Source organism: Alteromonas pelagimontana (assembly GCF_002499975.2).
Classification (GTDB): domain Bacteria; phylum Pseudomonadota; class Gammaproteobacteria; order Enterobacterales; family Alteromonadaceae; genus Alteromonas; species Alteromonas pelagimontana.
Genome location: NZ_CP052766.1, coordinates 1,299,136 through 1,319,306 on the forward strand (window position 1 = coordinate 1,299,136; position 20,171 = coordinate 1,319,306).

General features: G+C 46.1%; 14 protein-coding genes. 6 read left to right on the plus strand and 8 right to left on the minus strand.

Annotated elements, in window-relative coordinates:
* Positions 1-173: 173 nt before the first annotated feature.
* On the minus strand, positions 174-1,739 hold the full coding sequence (locus CA267_RS05910; RefSeq protein ID WP_075609974.1) for a SulP family inorganic anion transporter: 1,566 nt from the start codon (positions 1,737-1,739) through the stop codon (positions 174-176).
* A 249-nt stretch (positions 1,740-1,988) separates the two neighbouring features.
* The gene (locus tag CA267_RS05915) at positions 1,989-3,722 is read right to left on the minus strand and encodes an alpha-amylase family glycosyl hydrolase (protein ID WP_075608346.1); all 1,734 of its coding nucleotides are present in this window, start codon (positions 3,720-3,722) and stop codon (positions 1,989-1,991) included.
* A gap of 670 nt (positions 3,723-4,392) precedes the next feature.
* On the opposite strand from CA267_RS05915, the gene CA267_RS05920 reads away from it, so the two are divergent.
* Positions 4,393-4,800 carry an ion channel gene (locus CA267_RS05920; RefSeq protein WP_075608345.1) on the plus strand — a complete coding sequence of 136 codons (408 nt, stop codon included), beginning with the start codon at positions 4,393-4,395 and terminating at the stop codon, positions 4,798-4,800.
* 84 nt (positions 4,801-4,884) lie between these two features.
* Here CA267_RS05920 and CA267_RS05925 read toward each other — a convergent pair whose 3' ends face one another.
* The 3 genes from CA267_RS05925 to CA267_RS05935 form a co-directional block, all read right to left on the minus strand.
* The gene (locus CA267_RS05925) at positions 4,885-5,343 is read right to left on the minus strand and encodes a baeRF12 domain-containing protein (protein ID WP_075608344.1); all 459 of its coding nucleotides are present in this window, start codon (positions 5,341-5,343) and stop codon (positions 4,885-4,887) included.
* 317 nt (positions 5,344-5,660) lie between these two features.
* Positions 5,661-7,376 carry a bifunctional protein-serine/threonine kinase/phosphatase gene (locus CA267_RS05930; protein WP_075608343.1) on the minus strand — a complete coding sequence of 572 codons (1,716 nt, stop codon included), beginning with the start codon at positions 7,374-7,376 and terminating at the stop codon, positions 5,661-5,663.
* Between the two features lie 20 nt (positions 7,377-7,396).
* The gene (locus CA267_RS05935; protein WP_075608342.1) at positions 7,397-8,257 is read right to left on the minus strand and encodes a formate/nitrite transporter family protein; all 861 of its coding nucleotides are present in this window, start codon (positions 8,255-8,257) and stop codon (positions 7,397-7,399) included.
* 484 nt (positions 8,258-8,741) lie between these two features.
* Between CA267_RS05935 and CA267_RS05940 the strand changes: the two genes are divergently transcribed.
* Positions 8,742-10,028: a nitrate regulatory protein gene (locus CA267_RS05940; RefSeq protein ID WP_097349123.1), complete on the plus strand. Its 1,287-nt coding sequence runs from the start codon at positions 8,742-8,744 to the stop codon at positions 10,026-10,028.
* A gap of 423 nt (positions 10,029-10,451) precedes the next feature.
* On the opposite strand, the gene CA267_RS05945 is transcribed toward CA267_RS05940, so the two are convergent.
* The 3 genes from CA267_RS05945 to CA267_RS05955 form a co-directional block, all read right to left on the minus strand.
* A complete protein-coding gene (locus tag CA267_RS05945) occupies positions 10,452-11,429 on the minus strand; it encodes a hypothetical protein (RefSeq protein ID WP_075608340.1) in 978 nt (325 codons plus the stop codon).
* Positions 11,430-11,623: 194 nt separating this feature from the next.
* The gene (locus CA267_RS05950) at positions 11,624-12,091 is read right to left on the minus strand and encodes a CreA family protein (protein WP_075608339.1); all 468 of its coding nucleotides are present in this window, start codon (positions 12,089-12,091) and stop codon (positions 11,624-11,626) included.
* 508 nt (positions 12,092-12,599) lie between these two features.
* A complete protein-coding gene (locus CA267_RS05955; protein WP_075608338.1) occupies positions 12,600-12,995 on the minus strand; it encodes a Cd(II)/Pb(II)-responsive transcriptional regulator in 396 nt (131 codons plus the stop codon).
* 77 nt (positions 12,996-13,072) lie between these two features.
* Between CA267_RS05955 and CA267_RS05960 the strand changes: the two genes are divergently transcribed.
* The 4 genes from CA267_RS05960 (at position 13,073) to CA267_RS05980 (ending at position 20,171) form a co-directional block, all read left to right on the plus strand.
* Positions 13,073-15,097 (plus strand): TonB-dependent receptor plug domain-containing protein, encoded by a 2,025-nt coding sequence (locus CA267_RS05960; protein WP_075608337.1) that lies wholly within the window; start codon positions 13,073-13,075, stop codon positions 15,095-15,097.
* A gap of 824 nt (positions 15,098-15,921) precedes the next feature.
* A complete protein-coding gene (locus CA267_RS05970) occupies positions 15,922-16,686 on the plus strand; it encodes a serine hydrolase domain-containing protein (RefSeq protein WP_075608336.1) in 765 nt (254 codons plus the stop codon).
* Between the two features lie 719 nt (positions 16,687-17,405).
* Positions 17,406-18,206 carry an alpha/beta fold hydrolase gene (locus CA267_RS05975; RefSeq protein ID WP_075608334.1) on the plus strand — a complete coding sequence of 267 codons (801 nt, stop codon included), beginning with the start codon at positions 17,406-17,408 and terminating at the stop codon, positions 18,204-18,206.
* A gap of 12 nt (positions 18,207-18,218) precedes the next feature.
* Entirely contained in the window at positions 18,219-20,171 is a 1,953-nt protein-coding gene (locus tag CA267_RS05980) for a PAS domain-containing hybrid sensor histidine kinase/response regulator (RefSeq protein ID WP_075608333.1), read from the plus strand.

Sequence of the window (20,171 nt, forward strand, 5' to 3'; positions counted from 1 at the left end):
CTGAAGAATATGTTCAACAAGAGTATTTCAAGTTCGGTGCCAACTTTTTAGACTCTAGATTTCAACGACTTAACTGTATGAGAAGAACTCAGAGGGGAGGATTGTCGCACCAACCTGGTTCATCTGAACCAAGTTGATGCACAAGTAACTATTGGAAGCGGTTAGCGCAAAAACTATCCTAGCTTGTCGGTAGCCACACGATAGCGAGGATCTTCGGTTACGTTGATCTCGACATATTTATTGGCTTTACGTAGTAATCCGCGGCATTCCGCGCTGATATGGCGTATGTGCAATTTTTTACCTTGCGCTTCGTACTTGTCTGCCAGACTGTCTAATGCATCAATACCGGAAGAATCCCAAATTCGGCTGTTGTTAAAATCCACAACCACATCTTCCGGATCGTTGGCAACATCAAACATATCCTTAAAATGTTGGATGGAGCCAAAAAACAGTGGGCCATCCAGCTCGTACACTTTCCAGCCGTCCTTATCGAGATGGGCCTTCACTTCAATATGTCGAGCATGTTTCCAGGCAAAGACGAGTGCAGAAACAATAACGCCCACCACCACAGCAATAGCTAAATCGGCAATAACAGTCACGGCAGTAACTAAAAACAGTACAAAGGCGTCTTCTTTGTTTACGCCTCTTATTATACGAAAAGAAGCCCACTCAAACGTCGCAATGACGACAACAAACATGACTCCAACCAATGCCGCCAGCGGAATCATTTCAATAAGCGGTGCCGCAAATAAGATAAAGGCCAGCAGAACCAGTGCGGCGGTGATACCTGATAAACGACCACGCCCGCCGGAGTTAATATTGATCATGCTTTGACCAATCATGGCACAACCGCCCATGCCACCAAAGAAACCGTTTACCGTGTTGGCTACCCCCTGACCTACACACTCTTTGTTGCCGCGACCGCGAGTGTCGGTCATTTCATCAATAAGAGATAGCGTAAGAAGTGACTCAATCAGACCAACCAGACATAAAATGACTGAAGTTGGCAGAATAATCATGAAGGTGTCCCAGGTGAAGGGTACCAAAGGAACGGCAAAAGAGGGCAACTCACCCGCCAGTGTCGCGGTGGCTTTCTGCTCCGCAGGCAGCAGATCGCGTACAAAATCAATAACAGTGCGCGCTTCAAGATCAAGCCCATGAACCAGCAAGGTAACGGTAATAATAGCGACCAAGGATGCCGGTACCGCTTTGGTAAGCTTAGGCAATATATAAATAATCGCCATAGTCAGCGCTACCAGTCCCAGCATGATATACAGCAATGTGCCTTCCATCCACTGCCATTGGCCCAACGCATTTTGCACTTTAAACTGTCCTAACTGTGCCAGAAAAATCACAATCGCCAGACCGTTGACAAAACCTAACATCACCGGGTATGGCACCAGGCGAATGAACTTGCCAAGCCTGAATACGCCACAGAGAATTTGCAACACCCCCGCCAGCACCACAGCTGCAAACAGGTACTGTACGCCATGTTGAGCGACCAGTGCGACCATGACTACCGCCATTGCACCGGTTGCACCCGAAATCATTCCTGGCCTTCCACCGATAGCGGCAGTAATCAGGCCCATCATGAAGGCGGCGTAAAGCCCAATCATCGGCTCAACACCTGCCACAAAAGCAAACGCAACGGCCTCTGGAACTAAAGCCAGTGCAACGGTGATACCCGACAGCACATCATTTTTTATGTTGCTGTCCCGGCTAGTGATAATGTCAAACATCAGGTAGATCTGCGGTGGTTTAAAAGTGGCCGCAGATTCTACCACCCTCACCTGATGAGGTCCTTTAACAGATTGTTATACTAATCCACCTTGATGTGTGATCAGCTCAGAGATAGAGGGATTTATCTAATCAAGGCGGATTGATGTTACGCAGCACGGCCTCTTTTTAAGGTAAAAAAAATTTTCCGGCCAAAAAAAAGCAGGCGCTAACAGCACCTGCTTTTTGTCGCCCAGAATATTCCGGCAAGATTATTTTTCAGCAAAAATCATAATGCTGTAGGGCAGCATTTTAACGTAGCCGTCGTTTTCTTCCAATTCCTCTGTTTTAAGACCGTCGCTCCACGCAAATAAACAAGCTGTCTCTGGGGCCAGCCCGTCTAGACGATAGTTGTCGGTGGTATTGTTCGATAGCTGAATATAGACATAAACATTTTGCGAACCCACATCGTTGGAACGCTTATAACCGATGACTTTATTGTCATCGTCCCGATGGACTATTTCAGTGTTTCCGCCAGTTAACCCGGCAGAATTTCCGTTAGTGTTCTTACGCAGCGCCACCAGTTGCTTGTACGCTTCTGCATATTCAGCAAAGCGTTCTTTCCTGCTCCAATCCAGATCGTTCTCATCATTAAACCATCCGGCTTCTTTGAAATCCTGGCCTTGAAACAGCATGGGAATTCCGGCGCTGGTTAACGTTAACGCACCTGCAAGCATGCCTTTTTGGCGGGCAAAGTAGTCAGAATCGACATTTCCCGGCGCAATTTGCTCCACCACTCGCGCGCGCTCGTTAGCGACTTCATCGTGAGACTCGGTATATACCACTCTCGCGTAAGCATTACCGCTATAAATGTGCAGCAAAGAACCTTCAACCTTTTGCAAATCTACATATTCGTCATTGGTTTGCGCCAGCGTAATTCGAATTGGGCGTAAAAAGGTGGCATCCCATTGATTGGTATATCCGCATCCGCCGTCTTCAATCGCGTCGGTGATAAAGTGGTGTTCGTGTAAATCCTCGGCAATGGTCATTTTGTGCGGGAATCTCTCGCGAATATCGCCGTTGATTTTCTGAATCAACTCGTAAGCTTCCGGAATATCGTCTTCTCCGGTATCAGCTCCCGAGACGCAACGGATGTAAGGCACCATATCCATTCGCAGCCCGTCAGCCTTAAATTCTGACAGCCACATAAGTGCATTGTCATAAATGTAGCTGCGCACTTCCGGACGACCATAATCGGGGCGGCTGTCGCCCCACGGCGTTGCGCTACGGTGGTCGTTATAAAAGTAAATGCCGCCTTTATCGTTCTCACTCCAACCGTCGAACTGCCAGATGTCCATGTCGCTGGGGCCGAAGTGGTTATAAACTACATCAAGCACCACGCCAATGCCGGCTTTATGTGCTGCATCCACGAAACGCTTTAAACCGTCAGGACCGCCATACGCTTCTTCAACTGCATAGGGATGAGCCGGGTTATATCCCCAACTGATATCACCAGCAAATTCGTTAATCGGCATCAATTCGACAACGTTCACACCTAATGCCTGTAACTCCGGCAGCTTTTCTATGGCAGAAGCAAAAGTGCCGTTGCCATCTTCAGGCTTATTAAAGGTACCTATATGAATTTCATAAATGACTCGTTCGTGAACTGGCGGTAACTCAAAGTCGGTCACTTCCCATTCAAAATCATCATCATAAACAACAGAATTGCCGATACTGTTAGTCAGTTTTCTAGCTCGGGGATCGTTTTTAAGCAGGGGCTCATCGTCAGCCGTTTGAATTTGAAATTTATATTCTGCACCATTTTCACAACCGTCTATGTCACACCACCAGATCCCGCCGTCAATGGCTTGCATGGGATGTGCTTCGGGGTTCCAGTCGTTCATCGTGCCTACTACAGACACAGCTTTGGCATTAGGTGCCCATACCGCAAACTGGTGACCGCGTTCACGCGTTGACACCCCTAAGGTGCCGCTAAATTCTGACATACTGTCAACTCCGTAAAATGAGTGGTGTGTAGAGGCATCCAGTGTTCCACATTGACTAAAACACCTGGGTCCCCCGAGTTATCTATAGAGTCATCGACTGAAACCGCATTGATAACACAGCGTTTTCTCTTTTAATAAAGGCGCTTGGTTGGTGTCGTCACAACGCTTTCGACTGGGATGGTAGTAGCCATAGCAATACAAATGCCATTTCTCGTAAACCTCACCCTGTTCAGCGACAAAGTAAACGAAGTTTCAGGAAACTTTGCAGTTCATGCTGCTGCAACGCTGGGAGATCAGGGAGCGTGAGACGAACTTTTATGATTATGGATCAGGCCCTTCTGGAGCAACGGAATCGCAAAAAAAACGCCAGTGACATAAAAAGTTTCTCCTGGTAAACGTTTTTACATCCAGATGCAGGCCGCCTTTCCCGTAAAGGTTACACTGCAAAAAAGTAATTTTTGCTATACGCCCGGTTGGACTGCGAAGCAACACTGTATGAGAAGGGGAAGAAGCCGGTTTCCAACCGCTGTTATTTTGGGACGTGCCTGGATGAACCAGAACTGGTAAAGGGCGTAGTCATTTAAGTACTGGGAAAAACGGCGGCTATGAAAATAATGTGGTCCGCCGCTGCGTTAATGTCTCTCACAGAATTCCACACAATAGGTTAGTTATGATTTACGCGTTATTGCTGTCACTGGTGACTGTCGTGCTGGGTGTTACCCTTCACCTTTTCAATATTACAAAACTTGCAGATGCTTTACTTGATAGAGTATCCGGCAATTGGGTAAAGACTAAACTGGTGTTAATGATCGCGATTATCAGCCAGATGCTCATCGCGGCAATTTTTACCTGTAGTTATGTTATTGGCATGAAGGCAGGGCTAGGAAGCTTTAAGAGTCCTGCCCATTTACAGGATATTTTTTATTTTTCTTTAACCACTATTACCACCCTGGGGTTAGGAAGTATTCAGCCGACCCATGATTTAAGAATGCTCGCGGGAGTGGAATCTGCCACCGGATTTTTACTGATTAGCTGTTCGGCGCAACGTGTATTTAGAGCGATGAATGGCGAACGTTGAGGCTACTAACCGGCACCCCCGAAGCTGCGTTGTAGCTTTGCCAGGGGAGCCAGATTTACTAACAGACCTAAAGGCGGGCCAATTTTATAAAGATGAGCTGTGGCCTGCATCTTTTAAATAATCCAGCCAACGTTGCTGATCAGCCTGAACTACATCTTTATCTACAGTGCAGCCGATGAGTTTCTCCAGATGTTTGCTCATTTGGCTACGTAACTTACCTAGAAAACTGGGTTCAGCAATGATGTCGATATGATTGATATTCTCTTTAGAACGCCGCTCATCCAGCCAGCCTGTTACGCTCGCGGCAAACCTCTCAGCCTCAATCTCGGCAGCGTCTTTGCGGCTCATGGTATCCACTCCCGGTACTGTATTACTTGGTGCCGAAATAGACCCAGGCCGATCAGTAACCAGATTGCTGTCGCTAGAACGTCCATCTTCGTTGGTTAAGGTAACCACCAGCTCCAGTTCTTTGGTTTTACTGTTTTCAACAAGTATCTTTGCCTCAGTTTGATTAGCAACCACCACATACGATTTACCTGACATGTCGGCTCCTTATTTTTTGCGGTTTAAGGTTTATAAGAGATGACGTGGATAAAAGTTTGCTTTCTCCGCATTAGCGTTCGCAACCCGCTGATTATACGGCGAATATAACCTATTTTTGAATCAGAGCGAGAGCATGAGTGGTAGCAAAAACGTCGTAAAATCATCCATGATGGCTCTGCTGGAGCATCCCTGCACCAGAAGTTCGGCGAAGAAACTTTCATTTATTGCTTAAAAAATATTCGCGACCTCGCCATGAATTACTACTTCGATTTAAAATAATATTTTGTTTTTTACGAGACACTTATCCCCCGATGGGGTTAAGTAAATTTATCAATCAGCAACACCAGCACCGTCATTAGCAAGCCGGCGCTCACACTTTGCCAGAACCTAATTGGATGGCGCTGCGCAAGAGGCGGGCGGTGCCGATTCATAAACTTTGGATTGGGATGGCGCAGATCATATATAAATTCAGAAAGCTCCCGGTAACGTTTGTGAGGGTTTGGCTGCAGCGCCTTTTTTAAAGTGCAGTCTACCCAAAACGGAATCTCACGGTTGGGATGCAGAACACTTCTGTATTTCAATTTATGCTGCGCCGTTACGGAGCGGCATTTGGCCACATCTGATCCATAGGGGTAAGTTCCGCAAAGCAAAAAGTACGTTAGTACTGCCAAAGAAAACTGGTCAGATTGCGGCGTCCCGCTTTCGCCTAAAAAATATTCTGGCGCTGCATATATGGCAGTGCCGGGAATTTCAGATTCCTCACCGCCCGACACCTTCTGAATCCCAACAATACTGGCGGCGCCAAAATCTATAATTTTTACCGTTCCCGCGTTGTCTATCATAATGTTTTCCGGACGAACATCCTGATGCAGCACATCATCTCGATGCAAAGCCATCAGGCCCCGAGCTACCTGTTCAATAAGAATGCGTACATTTTCCACCGTCGCGGCAGGATTATCTGTCGCCCACTGCTTAAGGGTTTGCCCTTCAATAAAATTACTAACTGTATATAAATAAGAGCGGGAATAGCGCGTTTCGGGTACCGATAACAGATGCTGGCTGCGCACTCGGCGGGCTGCCCATTCCTCTATCATGAATTTTTCAAGGTGACCGGGATTGTCGGCCAGCGCTACAGACGGTGCCTTGATGATTAATTGCTGCCGGGTCTTTATATCCGTAGCCAGATAAATATGACTTCGCGCACTGGCGTAAAGATGGCGCTGAATAAGATAGTTATCCAGCTTTTCGTTTGGCGATAATACCGGAGGCACAGGCAGATTTTCTGCCTCAGAAGATAACTTGGGATTATCTGCAGGTACTGCGTTTATCCGTATAAGCTGAACCGTTAAGTTGTCGTCACTGCCATTTGCAAACGCCTGCTCTACAATCGATTGCGCGGCGAAGTCCAGTCTATCAATGTGCTTCATCACATAATCACACAGAGCAGGTTCAGGTAAAAAATCGTACACGCCATCTGTTGCCAGAATAAAGCAGTCGTTGGTGGCAGTCTTAACTTCCTGCACGTCCAACTGAAAATCTTCGTGAATGCCTAACGCATTACTTAAGACATCTTGTTGTCCAGAACTTCGAGTCCGATGATCCCGTGTAAGCTGTTCGAGCTTGCCTTCCCGTAATCGATACATCCGGGAATCTCCCGCATGAAAAAGGTAAGCCCGATCCCTTTTAAATATGACACTGCTGAATGTGCAGACAAAACCTTTTTCCGGCTCGCCCATAAACGGGCTATTACGCGTCTGCGCGCACAATACGGCGTTAATCGCTGTAACAACTTGCCCTGCGGCCTGCTCTACGCTCGACGCATCTGATGTACAAAAGTAATCTTCGAGAAACCTTTTTATGGCGCTGCGGCTGGCAATCTCACTTACCGTGCTGGAGCCGATACCATCAGCAATTGCAACGGCAGCGCCTTTTGTTCTTAAAATTGATTCCTCCGGTATGACGGCACCGTAGGCATCCTGATTGACAGGCTTATCGCCAGCACTGGAATATTGTCCTATCGACAAGCTCAGCATGGCTGATGAATTTTTTTGATTTACGCAGATGCAGTTTTTGCGTTAAGTCCATCAACCGGTTCTGATTTTGCTGCCAGCTTACGTTTAGGCGCAGTGCGATAGTGGGTGCTGTAAAGGGTAAGACCGGTAAATGCCACACCTCCCACCAGATTACCCAGCGCCGTAGGAATTTCGTTCCACAATAAATAATCCATTACTGAGAAATTGCCGCCCATTATCAGCGCGAAAGGAAACAGAAACATGTTCACCACAGAATGTTCAAACCCCATAAAGAAGAACAACATCACCGGCATCCACATTGCTATAACTTTACCGCTTACATGCGTCGAAACCATAGCGCCCACTACGCCTAAGGAAACCATCCAGTTACACAGCATTCCGCGCACAAAAATGGTGAACCAACCCGCTACGCCGTATTGTGCATAACCCACCGTACGCGCCTCACCAATACCAGAAACCTTGGTGGCAATTGCTCCGCCGTCGGTGTTAAAACCATAGGTAAAAATAAACGCCATCATAAAAGCGACAGTCAGTGCACCGGCAAAGTTACCGACAAATATCAGGCCCCAGTTTCTGAGAATTTGCGGCCAGGTGACTCCCGGTCTGTTAGCCAGCCACGCCAGTGGCGTGAGCATAAAAACGCCGGTGAGCAAGTCAAACCCCATCAGATACAACATACAAAAGCCTACAGGGAAAAGTACCGCGCCCAACAGAAAGCTGCCGGTTTGCACAGCAACAGTAATAGCGAAAACCGCAGCTAACGCCAGTATCGCGCCGGCCATATAACCGCGCACCAGTGTATCGCGGGTAGACATATAAATTTTGGATTCACCCGCGTCTACCATTTTGCTGACAAACTCGGTAGGAAGTAAGTAGGCCATTGTTGTTCACCTCTTGGTTATAAAATCTGTTTTAAATAGCCTTCTCAGGTAATCACAGCAAACTGCAGGAAAAAAAAAACGTCCACACCGTTTCTACTAAAAAGAAAGGTGGAGGACGTCTTTATCCGGTTCAGCCAAATTGTGATGGCCCGATAGGCCGATTATCACTGGAAACAAAGGCAAAATCAGGGCCACTTATATTAACTGTTTAATTCGTAAAGAAATTATCTACTGGCGGTGGAATTAACCGCCCCTTAGCGCTTCGCTTTGCACCGAAAGAGTGCGCGATAAGCCGCATCTCGCACCTTTATCCAACATTTCTCCTGTTCTCATTGAGCCCCAGATTCGCATTTATCCCTTACACGCCCCTGCAGTAGCGGCTTACATGCATATTCACTGATATATGGAATGCCGTTTGCAGTTACCCTCAAAAATAGCGGTTTCCCATTATTTCCCCTCCAGTTCGCGGTTGATGAAGAGGTATATGAAAGACTACAGTGATGCCACAAAGCGCTTTTTGCTTGCTGCTAAGAATGCGGAAATTCAGGCTTTAAAACAGCTTTCCGCCAACTGCCAGTTGGTAACTGCGGTGAAAGACGTTATTCACCAGATGCAGCGGGAACGGGGCATCAGCAATATTTTTCTTGGCTCAAAGGGCCAGCGCTTTGCTACTCAACGACATGATCAAATCAAGATTAGCATTGATCACGAACAGTCACTGCGAAGGCGGTTGAAGTCGCTGTACTTAAACGGTGAAGCATCTATTGGACATATGCGTTTGTTAAGCAATATTACTCTTGCGCTACAAGGTATGGACAATCTATCGCTACTACGTCACAAAGTTGAAGAGCTACGAATTACGCCGCTACAAGCCACTCAAGCTTATTGTCGATTAATTGCCGGTCTGCTTTGTGTGGTGTTTGAAGCTGCGGATGTTGCCAGTGATCCTGCCATTACCCGTCTGCTGGTTGCACTTTTTAATTTTATGCAGGGAAAGGAATATGCCGGTCAGGAGCGAGCGTGGGGCGCCATAGGGTTCGCGGAAACCCATTTCGACAGCACGCTATGCGACAAGCTTGAGCAACTGCAAATTGCGCAAAAGCATAGCTTCAGCATTTTTGCCGAGTTTGCCAATAAGGAAGAACTAGACACATGGCAAGCAATGGAAGAAGGAGAGCTACTTGCTGATCTAGAGCGCTTCCGCGGCATGATTCGTCAACTCGCTGATGGCAGCTCCATTGCCTGTGAAATCAGCGAGGTATGGTATGACATTGCCACAAAACGCGTAGACGAGATGCAGCGGATTGAAGAACACCTAACAACAAGATTGCTTAGCGCAGCGACACAAAGTGTGATTGATGCCAACGCTAATCTTGAGAATCACAAGAAGCAGCTGCATCAGCTCCAAACTGCGCCTCTTGTACAATCGCCACTGACCATGTTATTCGACCCGCAAATGCCAGGTCTCAAAGGTTCTGAGGATTCAGAGCAAACAGAAATTAATAGCGCTGAGCCGCTTTCAACTCACCGCTCCTTTTATGATTTACTCCGTGGACAAGCAGCACATATTAAGCGAATGGCCACCGAACTTGATGAAGCCAAACGCGCAATAACAGAACAAAAGGTTATCGACAGAGCAAAGCTGCTTATCATGCAACAGTGGCAAATCAGCGAAGATCAAGCCTACCGGCGGTTACAAAAAAGCGCGATGGAACAAAATATGAAAATTGCAGACATCGCCAACATAGTGGTAAAGCAAGTCGGGCGATGACGGAGCACCTGAGCAAAATGCCACTTTCTGGTTTCCATTCGCGTTGTCGATGTGCTGACATGCTTCTTGTTACCGGGCCTGTCTAATTGGCAGTGTTCTGTGTGGCAACTGCACACGCTCGACAAATCGTCAATAAGCAATACCTCACCAACAACTGCTAAGTTGAAAGAGATATTCAAAATAAGTTGTTCTGCCCTGTCAGGGTAAGAAAAAAAAATCCTAAAATATGTTCTGAAGCGGCTGGGTGGGTTTGACTATATAGCTCGCGCAATTGCGCCATGCTTACAACATAAATTGGGTCGTAGATAAACCAGCATGCCCCGGAAACTCTTGAACATGACTGTTTCGATTACATAACGAGCTTGATGTATTTGACGACTAACTCTGACAATCGGTCTAAAGGTCGTGCCATTGTTCACACAGCTAGATGACGCCAGAAAGCCAGTGCATCACATTCAATAAAAACGCTTCATTTTGCTCTGCTCCGTTTGAAGATAAGCCATATCTCTTGCCAGTTTTGGTATCAAGTTGTGATGAAAACATCATACCCTCAGCAAAGACGGCAATGCGTCCTTTCCCAACTTCCAATATGGCTCCCTGACTCCAACCTTCCACAGCCACTCTAGGGGTGTCAGCATTTATATCAAAAGTTATAACTGGTGTGATAGATGTTGCACCAGCTCCGAGTGTTAAAAGGGAGATAGCGTCGTCAGGAGCTTTAAAAGCTGCGCCACCGAAGGCTCTGACTTTAGTTATTCGGCCAGAATGTGATGCGTGTTTAGTGGCGCCCTGCATCAAGGAAGACATAAATCCTTCCATCCCCAATTCGTTGTGCTGAGATGTTCCTTGGGTAATAGAATGATTAGCCAGAGTATTATCGGTTGTACGAAAGACGGCATTGCCGACGTGACCATTACTAAACACGAAACCGAAAGTAGCAGTCAGTTTTCCGATGATTTGGGGAAACGGAGTGTGATCAGCGACCAGAAAAAGAGCCCCTCCATCAGATACCCATTGCTTTACAGCTGAAACCTCGGTGGTCTTTAGGGCCTCCTTGAAAGGAGGAGACCAATCATGCCTTTCTTTATCAAGTGCATTGGCAATAACCAGTATGTCCACTTGTTTCAAACGCTCGAACGTAAAATCTTTTTTATTGGGTTTTACGGTGTAACCATCACTCTCTAAAACTTTAGTAAACGGCATATATCGACCGCTTTTGGTCAGGAGATTGTGATGTGCTTCATCAACATATACTACCGGGCTATTTTCAGAAAACGTCCTGTGAACATTTTTAGGGGTAAAATCCGGGTCCGCCACCTGAGTCTCCTGTGCAATGTAAGAACAGGCCGAAGCGCCACAAAAACACAACCATGCAAAAACAGTTTTGCGTACTAATTTCATCCTAACTTCCATGTGAATAACTTAAAGCGCGAGAAAAATGTGGCACTACCTCGGCTCAGTCTGCTCTACCGTAGCCGTATCATGTAGCTCGCTTGCGTTTGTAACCACCTGCAAATCATTGCGCTGTTTGATCGGTTAACAGAGGGACGCTACCAACACAATGCCCCAGCCGTTACAGAGCACACCATCCCAGCTTAATCCCGCTGCGCCTCCGCGGCGCTATGTGCTTCAGTACCCCATAGTGGCACGGTGGAAAGACTGTGCTTAAAGCTGCCGGAGGTTTCTTTTGTGGAGTATGCCAGATACATCAGCGTCTGGTTTTCCGCATCAAGAATACGTCTTATCTTCATGGCTTTAAAAAAAATGCTCTTTGATTTGGTGAAGAGTACTTCACCGTTTTTGCTCTTATCTATTTGGGCAATCATTTCGTTGGTGATTGGACCCGTCTGGCGACACGCGATAGAGCTGTCAGAAGGGTCTGAAAGGTCAAGGTTGGCTTCGATACTGGATACATGACAGGTGACTCCTGTCACTATCGGATCGTTAAAGGCATCCAGCTTAATATCTTTGGTAGTGAATACGCCCAGTGATACATCACCGACTTCATTACTATCACAACCGACGAGCATCAGCATCAGTAAAATACAATATATTGAGCGCATGGTAATGCCTTCCCAGTTGAGTTATTTTTATCCTGCCACCTTGGAAGTCGATAAAAAGCAGATTTTTATCAGAATTATCAGGTGGCTCAGCCGTAATATCTTCATTCGTAACCGAACGGAATTCAGGATACCCTGAATCACATCATAGTGTCACTCTCCGGGTGCGAATGAGTACATGGTGCTAGACGTCATCTACATTGAGATACAACTACTGAGTGCTAAAGCGGTCATTCGGAGTTTAAAAAGGATCCCTCGCCCTTTGCGCTTGTGAGTCACGAGTCGTTAGTTGCTTTCTTTCTTGTTAAAGATAACTCTGCAACTATGCTGGTCATTTGAAATATAAGAGCCCATTGTTCTAATACTAATCCACATGGATTAGTATTAAATGTTTAGTTTTCAGTAAACCCATGACTCCCACATGACCTGCGGAAGCACCGCCAATCGGCTTTTACGCGGATAATCGATTTACTTAACGAACAACTAAGAAGAGAAGCTTTCAAATTGAAATTCAGCCTGCACATGACTTAAGCTCTTGTAAAATAGTACAGTCCTGAATTTGATGATGCGTACAGGATGAGGCTAATTTGACGAGCGAGGCTTCTAACATAGCTAATTCTCGCTGGGTTTGCTGAACGCGGGCGAGTTGATCAGCAATTATGTTATCCACCTCTGTGCAGGAGGCGTTCGGGTTTTGCTGCACATCAAGCAGGCGCTTAATATCGTCAATAGCGATGTTCAGTTCTCTGCACCGACGAATAAATACCAAGGTCTCAGCATCCTTTGCCCGATAGTGGCGATAGCCATTAGCGGCTCTGTAAGGAGGGGGAAGTAGACTTATCTTCTCGTAATAGCGTATTGTCTTAGCTGGAACTTTCGTAGCGGTAGTAAGTTCACCTATTTTCATCTTGATCTTCCAGTTACGGTAACCTTTATACTGAAGCTTAACATTTATCCAATATTATTTGGTGCAGCAAGACGATTATGATTTCTTTTTCACGTTCTGCCTTAGCGTTTCTTTTTCTTGGTCCGACATACGTTAGTTACGCCGAGCAACCTGCTTTACCACCTTCGCCAGCAAACAGCACAGAAGCGCCTCAACAGCCCCAGCACGACAATGAGCAGGAGCATACAGAAGAAGTGGAGAAAATTATTGTCCAGGCCACCCGCTCGGGTCGCATTGCCGACGAACAACCGATACGTGTAGAGCTTATTAACCGTGAAGAAATACAAGAAAAGGCTGCCATGCGGCCCGGAAATATTTCGATGCTTGTTGCTGAAACGGGTGGTGTTCGCATGCAAACTACATCACCGGCTTTGGGAAGTTCAAATATACGGCTACAGGGCATGTACGGTAGGTATACTCAGTTACTTGCTGATGGTCTGCCCCTCTATGGAAACCAGGCTGCATCAATCGGATTACTCCAAATTCCGCCAACAGACCTCGGCAGAGTAGAAATTATCAAGGGTTCAGCATCATCCCTTTATGGTGGTTCAGCACTAGGCGGCGTAATCAATCTGGTTTCACGACGACCTGGCGACGAGGCAAACGGCGAGGCGTTGGTTAATCTGACAACCCGAGACGGACAAGACGTTACTACCTATGCAGAAAGCCCAATTGGGGAATCGCTAAAGGGATCGGTGACCGCCGGCGCGCATCGTCAGAACGAGGAAGATATTGATAATGATGGCTGGGTAGATCTGGCTGGATACGAACGATACACCGTTCGCCCCAGATTGTTTTGGGAAGGCGATAATGGAGAAAACCTCTATGCTACTGCCGGGTTCATGACAGAGAATCGTAATGGAGGGACGTTACCTGGACACTTTGTCGCAGACGGCAGTTCATTTGAACAAATTCAGGATTCTGAACGCTTTGATGGTGGGCTGGTATACACCATGCCTGTATCCACTTCGATTACCTTTAATTCCAGAGCGTCAGCCATGGTGCAGCAGCATGATCACGTGTATGGCGATGTTAAAGAAGATGATAAGCATGAAAGCTACCTTGTTGAAACCAGTTTGTCCGGTTTCAGTGACCACAGCGACTGGGTTATAGGCGTTGCTTACCAGTCTGACATTTTTCAGTCAGTTACCTTTCCTGAATTTAACTACACTTACGATGTTCCGGGTATATTTGCACAGCTGGATTATGAAACCACCGATACCCTGACAACCTCTTATAGCGCCCGTATTGATGAACATAGCGAGTATGGCACACAGTTTAGTCCTCGGGTGTCATTGCTATATCGGCCGGGAGATTTAACCATCAGGGGGTCGTACGGGCAAGGCTATTATGCGCCCACGCCGTTTGTAGAAGAAATTGAAGCTGCTGGTTTATCCCGGCTTGAAAAACTTCAGGATTTACAAGAGGAACAAGCGGAAACCGCTTCCCTCGACTTGACCTATACTTTTGATAATATCGAAACCAGCCTGACGTTATTTGCCTCAAATGTAGAAAATGTGACACAACTTGACGCTTTCGCGTCAGTCAACAGCGACGTACTGAACAGAGTTAGACTGGTCAATGCTGAAGGAGAAAGCCGCATTCGCGGTTCAGAAGTTTTGCTACGTTACTACTGGCAGGATATAAAACTTACCGCAAGCTATTTATATCTGGATGCAACCGAAGTAACTGCCGATAACTCAGGCAGAAGAAAAATGGCGTTGACGCCACAGCACTCAGCGGGTTTTGTTGCCATGTGGGAAAAACACGAGAGCTTTCGCGCGGGGTTTGAGGCTTACTACACCGGCCCGCAACGACTAAATGATAACCCTTATATTGATACGTCTAACCCATACTGGCACCTTGGCCTAATGGGCGAAATTACAGTGGGAAATATAAGCTGGTTTATTAACCTGGAAAACTTGCTGGACGTTAAACAAACTGATGAGCACCCGCTACTTCTACCAAGCAGAGCACCGAGTGGTCAATGGACGACAGATATTTGGTCGAGAAACGATGGGTTTGTTGCCAATGCAGGTTTTAGAATTAAATTTGGAGAGTAGACAGTGTGTTGCCCTGGCTTCTTTTAAGGCAAGGAGAACGTCTTCTTAAAGACGTTGCACTTAGCCATTCCACAGATCGTTGATTTGAGCAAATATGGAAAAGCAATTTAACAGCAAGTCAGAGAGAGATCGCGAATGAGCTTAAGCGATAAGTGAAGGTTTCTTAGCCGAACTGCTGGAGCATGGATGCTCCGGCAATTTCCATTTACCATCAATGATATTAAGCGCTTTCCCGATTTCTTCTGCCGCTGTCGCTGGCGTCCAGTTTTTTTCATATTTATTTCGTTCCTACAGTGTAGGTAATCCCAAAAACTTACCGCCAGGTAAGCCCCTGACAATTTCGTAAGTAGTTGGTGTCATCGCGAGCTAGTTCTATTACAGGAACAGAGTATGTTATAGACGGTGGAACTGTCCCTACAGCCTGATTTTCAGCAAAAAGTAGGCTAGAGACGCAAAGTTTACTACACTCATTTTGTGATAGCCCATGTTGATATAATTCACTATCAGCTTTACTTTTGGTGTTGCTAACAGCCAGCCTAATGGGAGGAAGATGCTTTGGCTGCCGCCTGCTCGCTCAATAGCAATCTTTGACCTGTCAGGCAGACCTTTGCGACCTAGACCTTCTCGAAATAGCGTCAATTTTTTATTAGTGAAAATAAGATGATAATAAACAACGGAACTGTCTCTATGAGTAATAAAGCTTTATCTTTTAGAAACTTATCAACGGCTACGTGCTGTTCTCCGGTAAAGAAAAGGGCGATGGCTTCCCCGAATAAACACTTTACCCGCTTGAATAAAAGCTTAGCAAAACGGTTTCTTGCTTATTGTTACTTAGTTGCTCGCAACTCTATGCCTCAGATTCCGGAGCCATCATTAATGAAGAAGTCGCTCAGCTACTTTCTGAATCAACTGCTAGCGCTGTCTCCGTTGCGTTTGTTTCAGGAAATTCCATTAAGACTTATCACTTTGGTGAATTTCATAATGGCGAAAAACCTTCTGATGAAACACTTTATGATATAGGCTCAATTACCAAAACCTACACGGGATTAGTTCTTGCTCAGGCAGTTGCCGATGGTTTAGTTAATCTTGATGATCCCGTTTCTCGATACCTGCCACAAATAAATCGCAAAGCAATAGAATTTGAGGAAACAGAAATTACAATTCGAGACTTGGCTACACATTTGTCGGGTTTACCCACGGATTTATCCTGTAATGAGCCGACTATGCACCCAAAATTGCGTTTGGACTGTTGTTTACAACATGATGATAAAGATCTTCTGAACCAACTGAATAATTATAATTTGGCAACTAAGCCAGGAACAAATTACCGTTACTCCAACGTCGGCGTGCGGATTCTTGGAACCATTCTTCAGCAAGTTTACGATAAGCCTCTTGAGCAACTATTTGAGAAATTTGTATTTCAGCGGACGGGCCAATCCGATACTCACGCTACATTGTCGATTCAGAAGCGCGCTAGGTGGCGGCAGGGTGAGCACGAAAACGGTATCCCACCGCCCGATGCGTCAGCTTACTTCAACGCTGCTGGCGGCTTGAAGTCAACGGTCACTGATATGGGCAAATATCTCTAATTTTATATGCAGGAAGATAACAAACTAGCTGAAAGAGCACTTACTCTGCTCGCCGGAGAAAGAGACGGACTAGGTCGGGCATTCATCTGGAATACATTTCAATTAGATACTGAAGGCCAGTATTATCACGGCGGAGGGACATTCGGAACGTCTTCGTGGGTCTCGCTCTACAAGCGAAAGAAACTTGCTGTATTTTTAGTCACTCCGTATGTATCCGCCTCAATGCAAGAAGAGCTAAATGATGTGTCTAACCGCATTATCAAACGGTCTCGCCAAATTGCAGAAGACTAAAACGCCGAAGCTGTAAGGAAGATGGTCCTTCAACCGTCGGACACAACGGCGCCAATAATGGGTGGCTCACCAACTAAGGATTTGACCTTTCCCTGAATGCCGGCGCAACCTATTGTAGAGGCCATTATGGATATTACAGTTGCGGATGCCGTGGAAAGGATTTCACCTTGATGTGCAATTTCCAGACATGTTCTTTGATGCTGGTAAGTAGCCGAATCTCCTATCTGGCGGCTTTATATCATCCGGCAAGAGTGCAGTCCGTCTAATCGCCAGATTTCGTTTGCCACAAAACTACGCAACCTGTATAACTAAAGTATTTTACTGCTTTGTCACCTTCAAGAACATGCATCACACAAGTAACATCGCGCGGTACTAACCCATTTATAAATCAGTAGGCCAATTAGATGGCGCTGTAGAAAAGAGAGATTATGAGCGTTTACCTTCGTAATAACATAAAAGTTATCGGTAACGGGTCAACAGCAATTGTATTCGCTCACGGTTTTGGCTGTGACCAAAACATGTGGCGGTATCTGGCACCGTCATTTACCGATCGCTTTAAAGTGATACTGTTTGATCTGGTGGGCAGTGGCAAATCGGATCTTTCAGCTTACGATTATGAAAAATACAGTTCACTGCACGGTTATGCAGATGATCTCATTGAAATAATTGATGAAGTCACTGATAAACCGGTAATTTTTGTAGGACACTCAGTTAGCACCATTATCGGCTTACTCGCCTCTGTAGACGCTCCGGATAAGTTTACGTGTCAAATCATGATCGGCCCATCACCATGCTACATTAACGAGGGTGATTACATCGGCGGATTTTCACGTGCCGATGTGGAAGAATTATGTAATACCATCGACAGTAACTACCTGGGCTGGTCTAGCACGATGGCACCTGTGATTATGGGCGCTCCGGAGCAGCCTGAGCTCGCAGAGGAACTCACCAACAGTTTTTGCAGAACAGATCCAAAAATTTCTCAACATTTTGCGCGAGTTACGTTTCTGTCAGATCATCGTGACGCTTTACCAAAATCGGTCACACCAGCTTTAATTTTGCAATGCAGTGATGATTTTATTGCCCCCCGCACTGTTGGGGAATATATGCAAAAAGAGATGCCTGATGCAGAATTACGCATTATTGACAATGTGGGCCATTGCCCGCACCTGAGTGCCCCTCACGCGAGCATTGAGGCTATTGAGAACTATCTTAAAAAGTTTTATTAACCGTAGGCTGCAATGAATACTATTCCGGATCTGCCATCGTCTTTCGAGCATGCAGCCTGCGGATTAGTCACCACTGAAGCGGACGGGACGATTTGCAGAGCCAATTCAACATTCTGTAAATGGTTTAACTTTACGCCCGATGAACTCATCGGGAAAAAGAAGATTCAGGAACTGTTTACAGTTGGAGGGCGGTTTTTTCACCACACCCACTGGGCTCCGCTGTTGCAAATGCAAGGTTCTGTCGCCGAAGTACAAATTGATATGGTGACAAGTGACGGCGAAACATTGCCCATGCTCATTAATGCATCCCGCGCAAAATATAGTGATAAAACGTTCGATCAACTGGCGTTTTTTGTTGCGACCGATAGGAAGAGTTATGAGCGGGAATTAATTGCCGCTCGTAAATCTGTGGAAGATTCTTTAGCTGATTTACGTGACACGCAGAAAAAGCTGCAAGAAAGTCGTGATTTTTTAAGCATTGCGATCCATAGCGCGAGAATGGGTATCTGGTCCCAAGACATAGCGTCTAATCAGGTAAGCTGGAGCCAGGAACTTCAGCATTTGACAGAACTGACCGACAGTACGCGCTGGGCAACTTCCGAAGACTTCTATCGCTTAATACATGAAGATGACCGAAGTAAGTTTGAAGATGCAATACATAACGCCATCCAAACAAAATCTGATTACGCTATTGAATTTCGGCTTCAACACGCATCGGGAGACTGGTTGGTTATGGAGGGACGCGGTCACGCGACCTATTCTGACGGCGGAGAAGTTATTTCTGTTTTTGGCATCCTCATTGACATTTCGGATCGCAAAGCGACAGAAAAGCAACTCCATGACTTAAATCAGCAGTTATCCCTTGCTGATCGCCGAAAAGATGAGTTTTTAGCTACCCTGGGGCACGAGCTACGAAATCCGTTAGCGCCAATCAAAAATGTATTAGAAATTATGCGATTGAAAGAAACTGAGGATTCTTTTATGCATTGGTCGCGGGATATTATTGAGCGTCATGTGTCGCAAATGACTCATCTTATTGATGACCTGATGGAAGTTTCGCGCATCTCCCAAGGACGTGTGGAACTAAGGAAGCAGCAGATCGATATCAATGAAATGATGCAAAACGCGGTGGAATCGTCTCAGGCTCTAATGCTGGAGCAAAATCACACGCTTACTGTCACTGAGCCAGAACACCCTATTATTATTGATGCCGATCCAACCAGAATTATTCAAATTATTTCGAACTTACTTAATAACGCTGCAAAATATACCCCTGACGGAGGACGAATTCATCTGCGCGCTTTCCAGGAAGGTGACGAAGTGGTGTTGTCCGTAAGTGATACGGGAATTGGTATTCCACCGGAGCAACTTGGCAATATATTCAATATGTTCTCGCAACTTGCGCCAGCGCTAGAACGCTCCCACGGTGGCTTAGGTATTGGTCTTGCACTGGTAAGCGGGCTGGTAAAGCTACACGGCGGGACAATATCGGCACGTAGCGAAGGTGAGGATAAAGGCAGTGAATTTATTGTACGATTACCTATTGTGACTCCGTCTGAAGTTCTTGCTCCACAACACAGCAGAGCGAGGCCCGAGAATGCGGAAAGTAGAAGAATTTTGGTTATCGATGACAATGTTGATGCTGCTGAAAGTCTTGCATTTTTGTTAGGCGCTAACGGTCATACAACCCTGAGCGCTCATGACGGAATAACCGGGGTTGAGCTGGCAGCAGAATTCAGACCTGAGGTCATATTATCTGATATTGGCCTTCCAGATATAACGGGCTATGAGGTCGCAACACGTATACGTCAAAACGCGTGGGGCAAAGAGGTCTATCTCATCGCTACGACTGGCTGGGGCCAGGACAAAGATAAGCAGCTAGCTGGCGCAGCTGGATTCGATAAACATTTAACTAAACCCATCGATTTTCAAGAACTCAATTCGATACTGAAAGAGCTGCGTTAA

Bases quoted from the DNA above. Each gene is read 5' to 3' on its own strand.
- CA267_RS05910 (WP_075609974.1), bottom strand. From the start codon at position 1,739: ATGTTTGACATTATCACTAGCCGGGACAGCAACATAAAAAATGATGTG.
- CA267_RS05915 (WP_075608346.1), bottom strand. From the start codon at position 3,722: ATGTCAGAATTTAGCGGCACCTTAGGGGTGTCAACGCGTGAACGCGGT.
- CA267_RS05920 (WP_075608345.1), top strand. From the start codon at position 4,393: ATGATTTACGCGTTATTGCTGTCACTGGTGACTGTCGTGCTGGGTGTT.
- CA267_RS05925 (WP_075608344.1), bottom strand. From the start codon at position 5,343: ATGTCAGGTAAATCGTATGTGGTGGTTGCTAATCAAACTGAGGCAAAG.
- CA267_RS05930 (WP_075608343.1), bottom strand. From the start codon at position 7,376: ATGCTGAGCTTGTCGATAGGACAATATTCCAGTGCTGGCGATAAGCCT.
- CA267_RS05935 (WP_075608342.1), bottom strand. From the start codon at position 8,257: ATGGCCTACTTACTTCCTACCGAGTTTGTCAGCAAAATGGTAGACGCG.
- CA267_RS05940 (WP_097349123.1), top strand. From the start codon at position 8,742: ATGAAAGACTACAGTGATGCCACAAAGCGCTTTTTGCTTGCTGCTAAG.
- CA267_RS05945 (WP_075608340.1), bottom strand. From the start codon at position 11,429: ATGAAATTAGTACGCAAAACTGTTTTTGCATGGTTGTGTTTTTGTGGC.
- CA267_RS05950 (WP_075608339.1), bottom strand. From the start codon at position 12,091: ATGCGCTCAATATATTGTATTTTACTGATGCTGATGCTCGTCGGTTGT.
- CA267_RS05955 (WP_075608338.1), bottom strand. From the start codon at position 12,995: ATGAAAATAGGTGAACTTACTACCGCTACGAAAGTTCCAGCTAAGACA.
- CA267_RS05960 (WP_075608337.1), top strand. From the start codon at position 13,073: ATGATTTCTTTTTCACGTTCTGCCTTAGCGTTTCTTTTTCTTGGTCCG.
- CA267_RS05975 (WP_075608334.1), top strand. From the start codon at position 17,406: ATGAGCGTTTACCTTCGTAATAACATAAAAGTTATCGGTAACGGGTCA.
- CA267_RS05980 (WP_075608333.1), top strand. From the start codon at position 18,219: ATGAATACTATTCCGGATCTGCCATCGTCTTTCGAGCATGCAGCCTGC.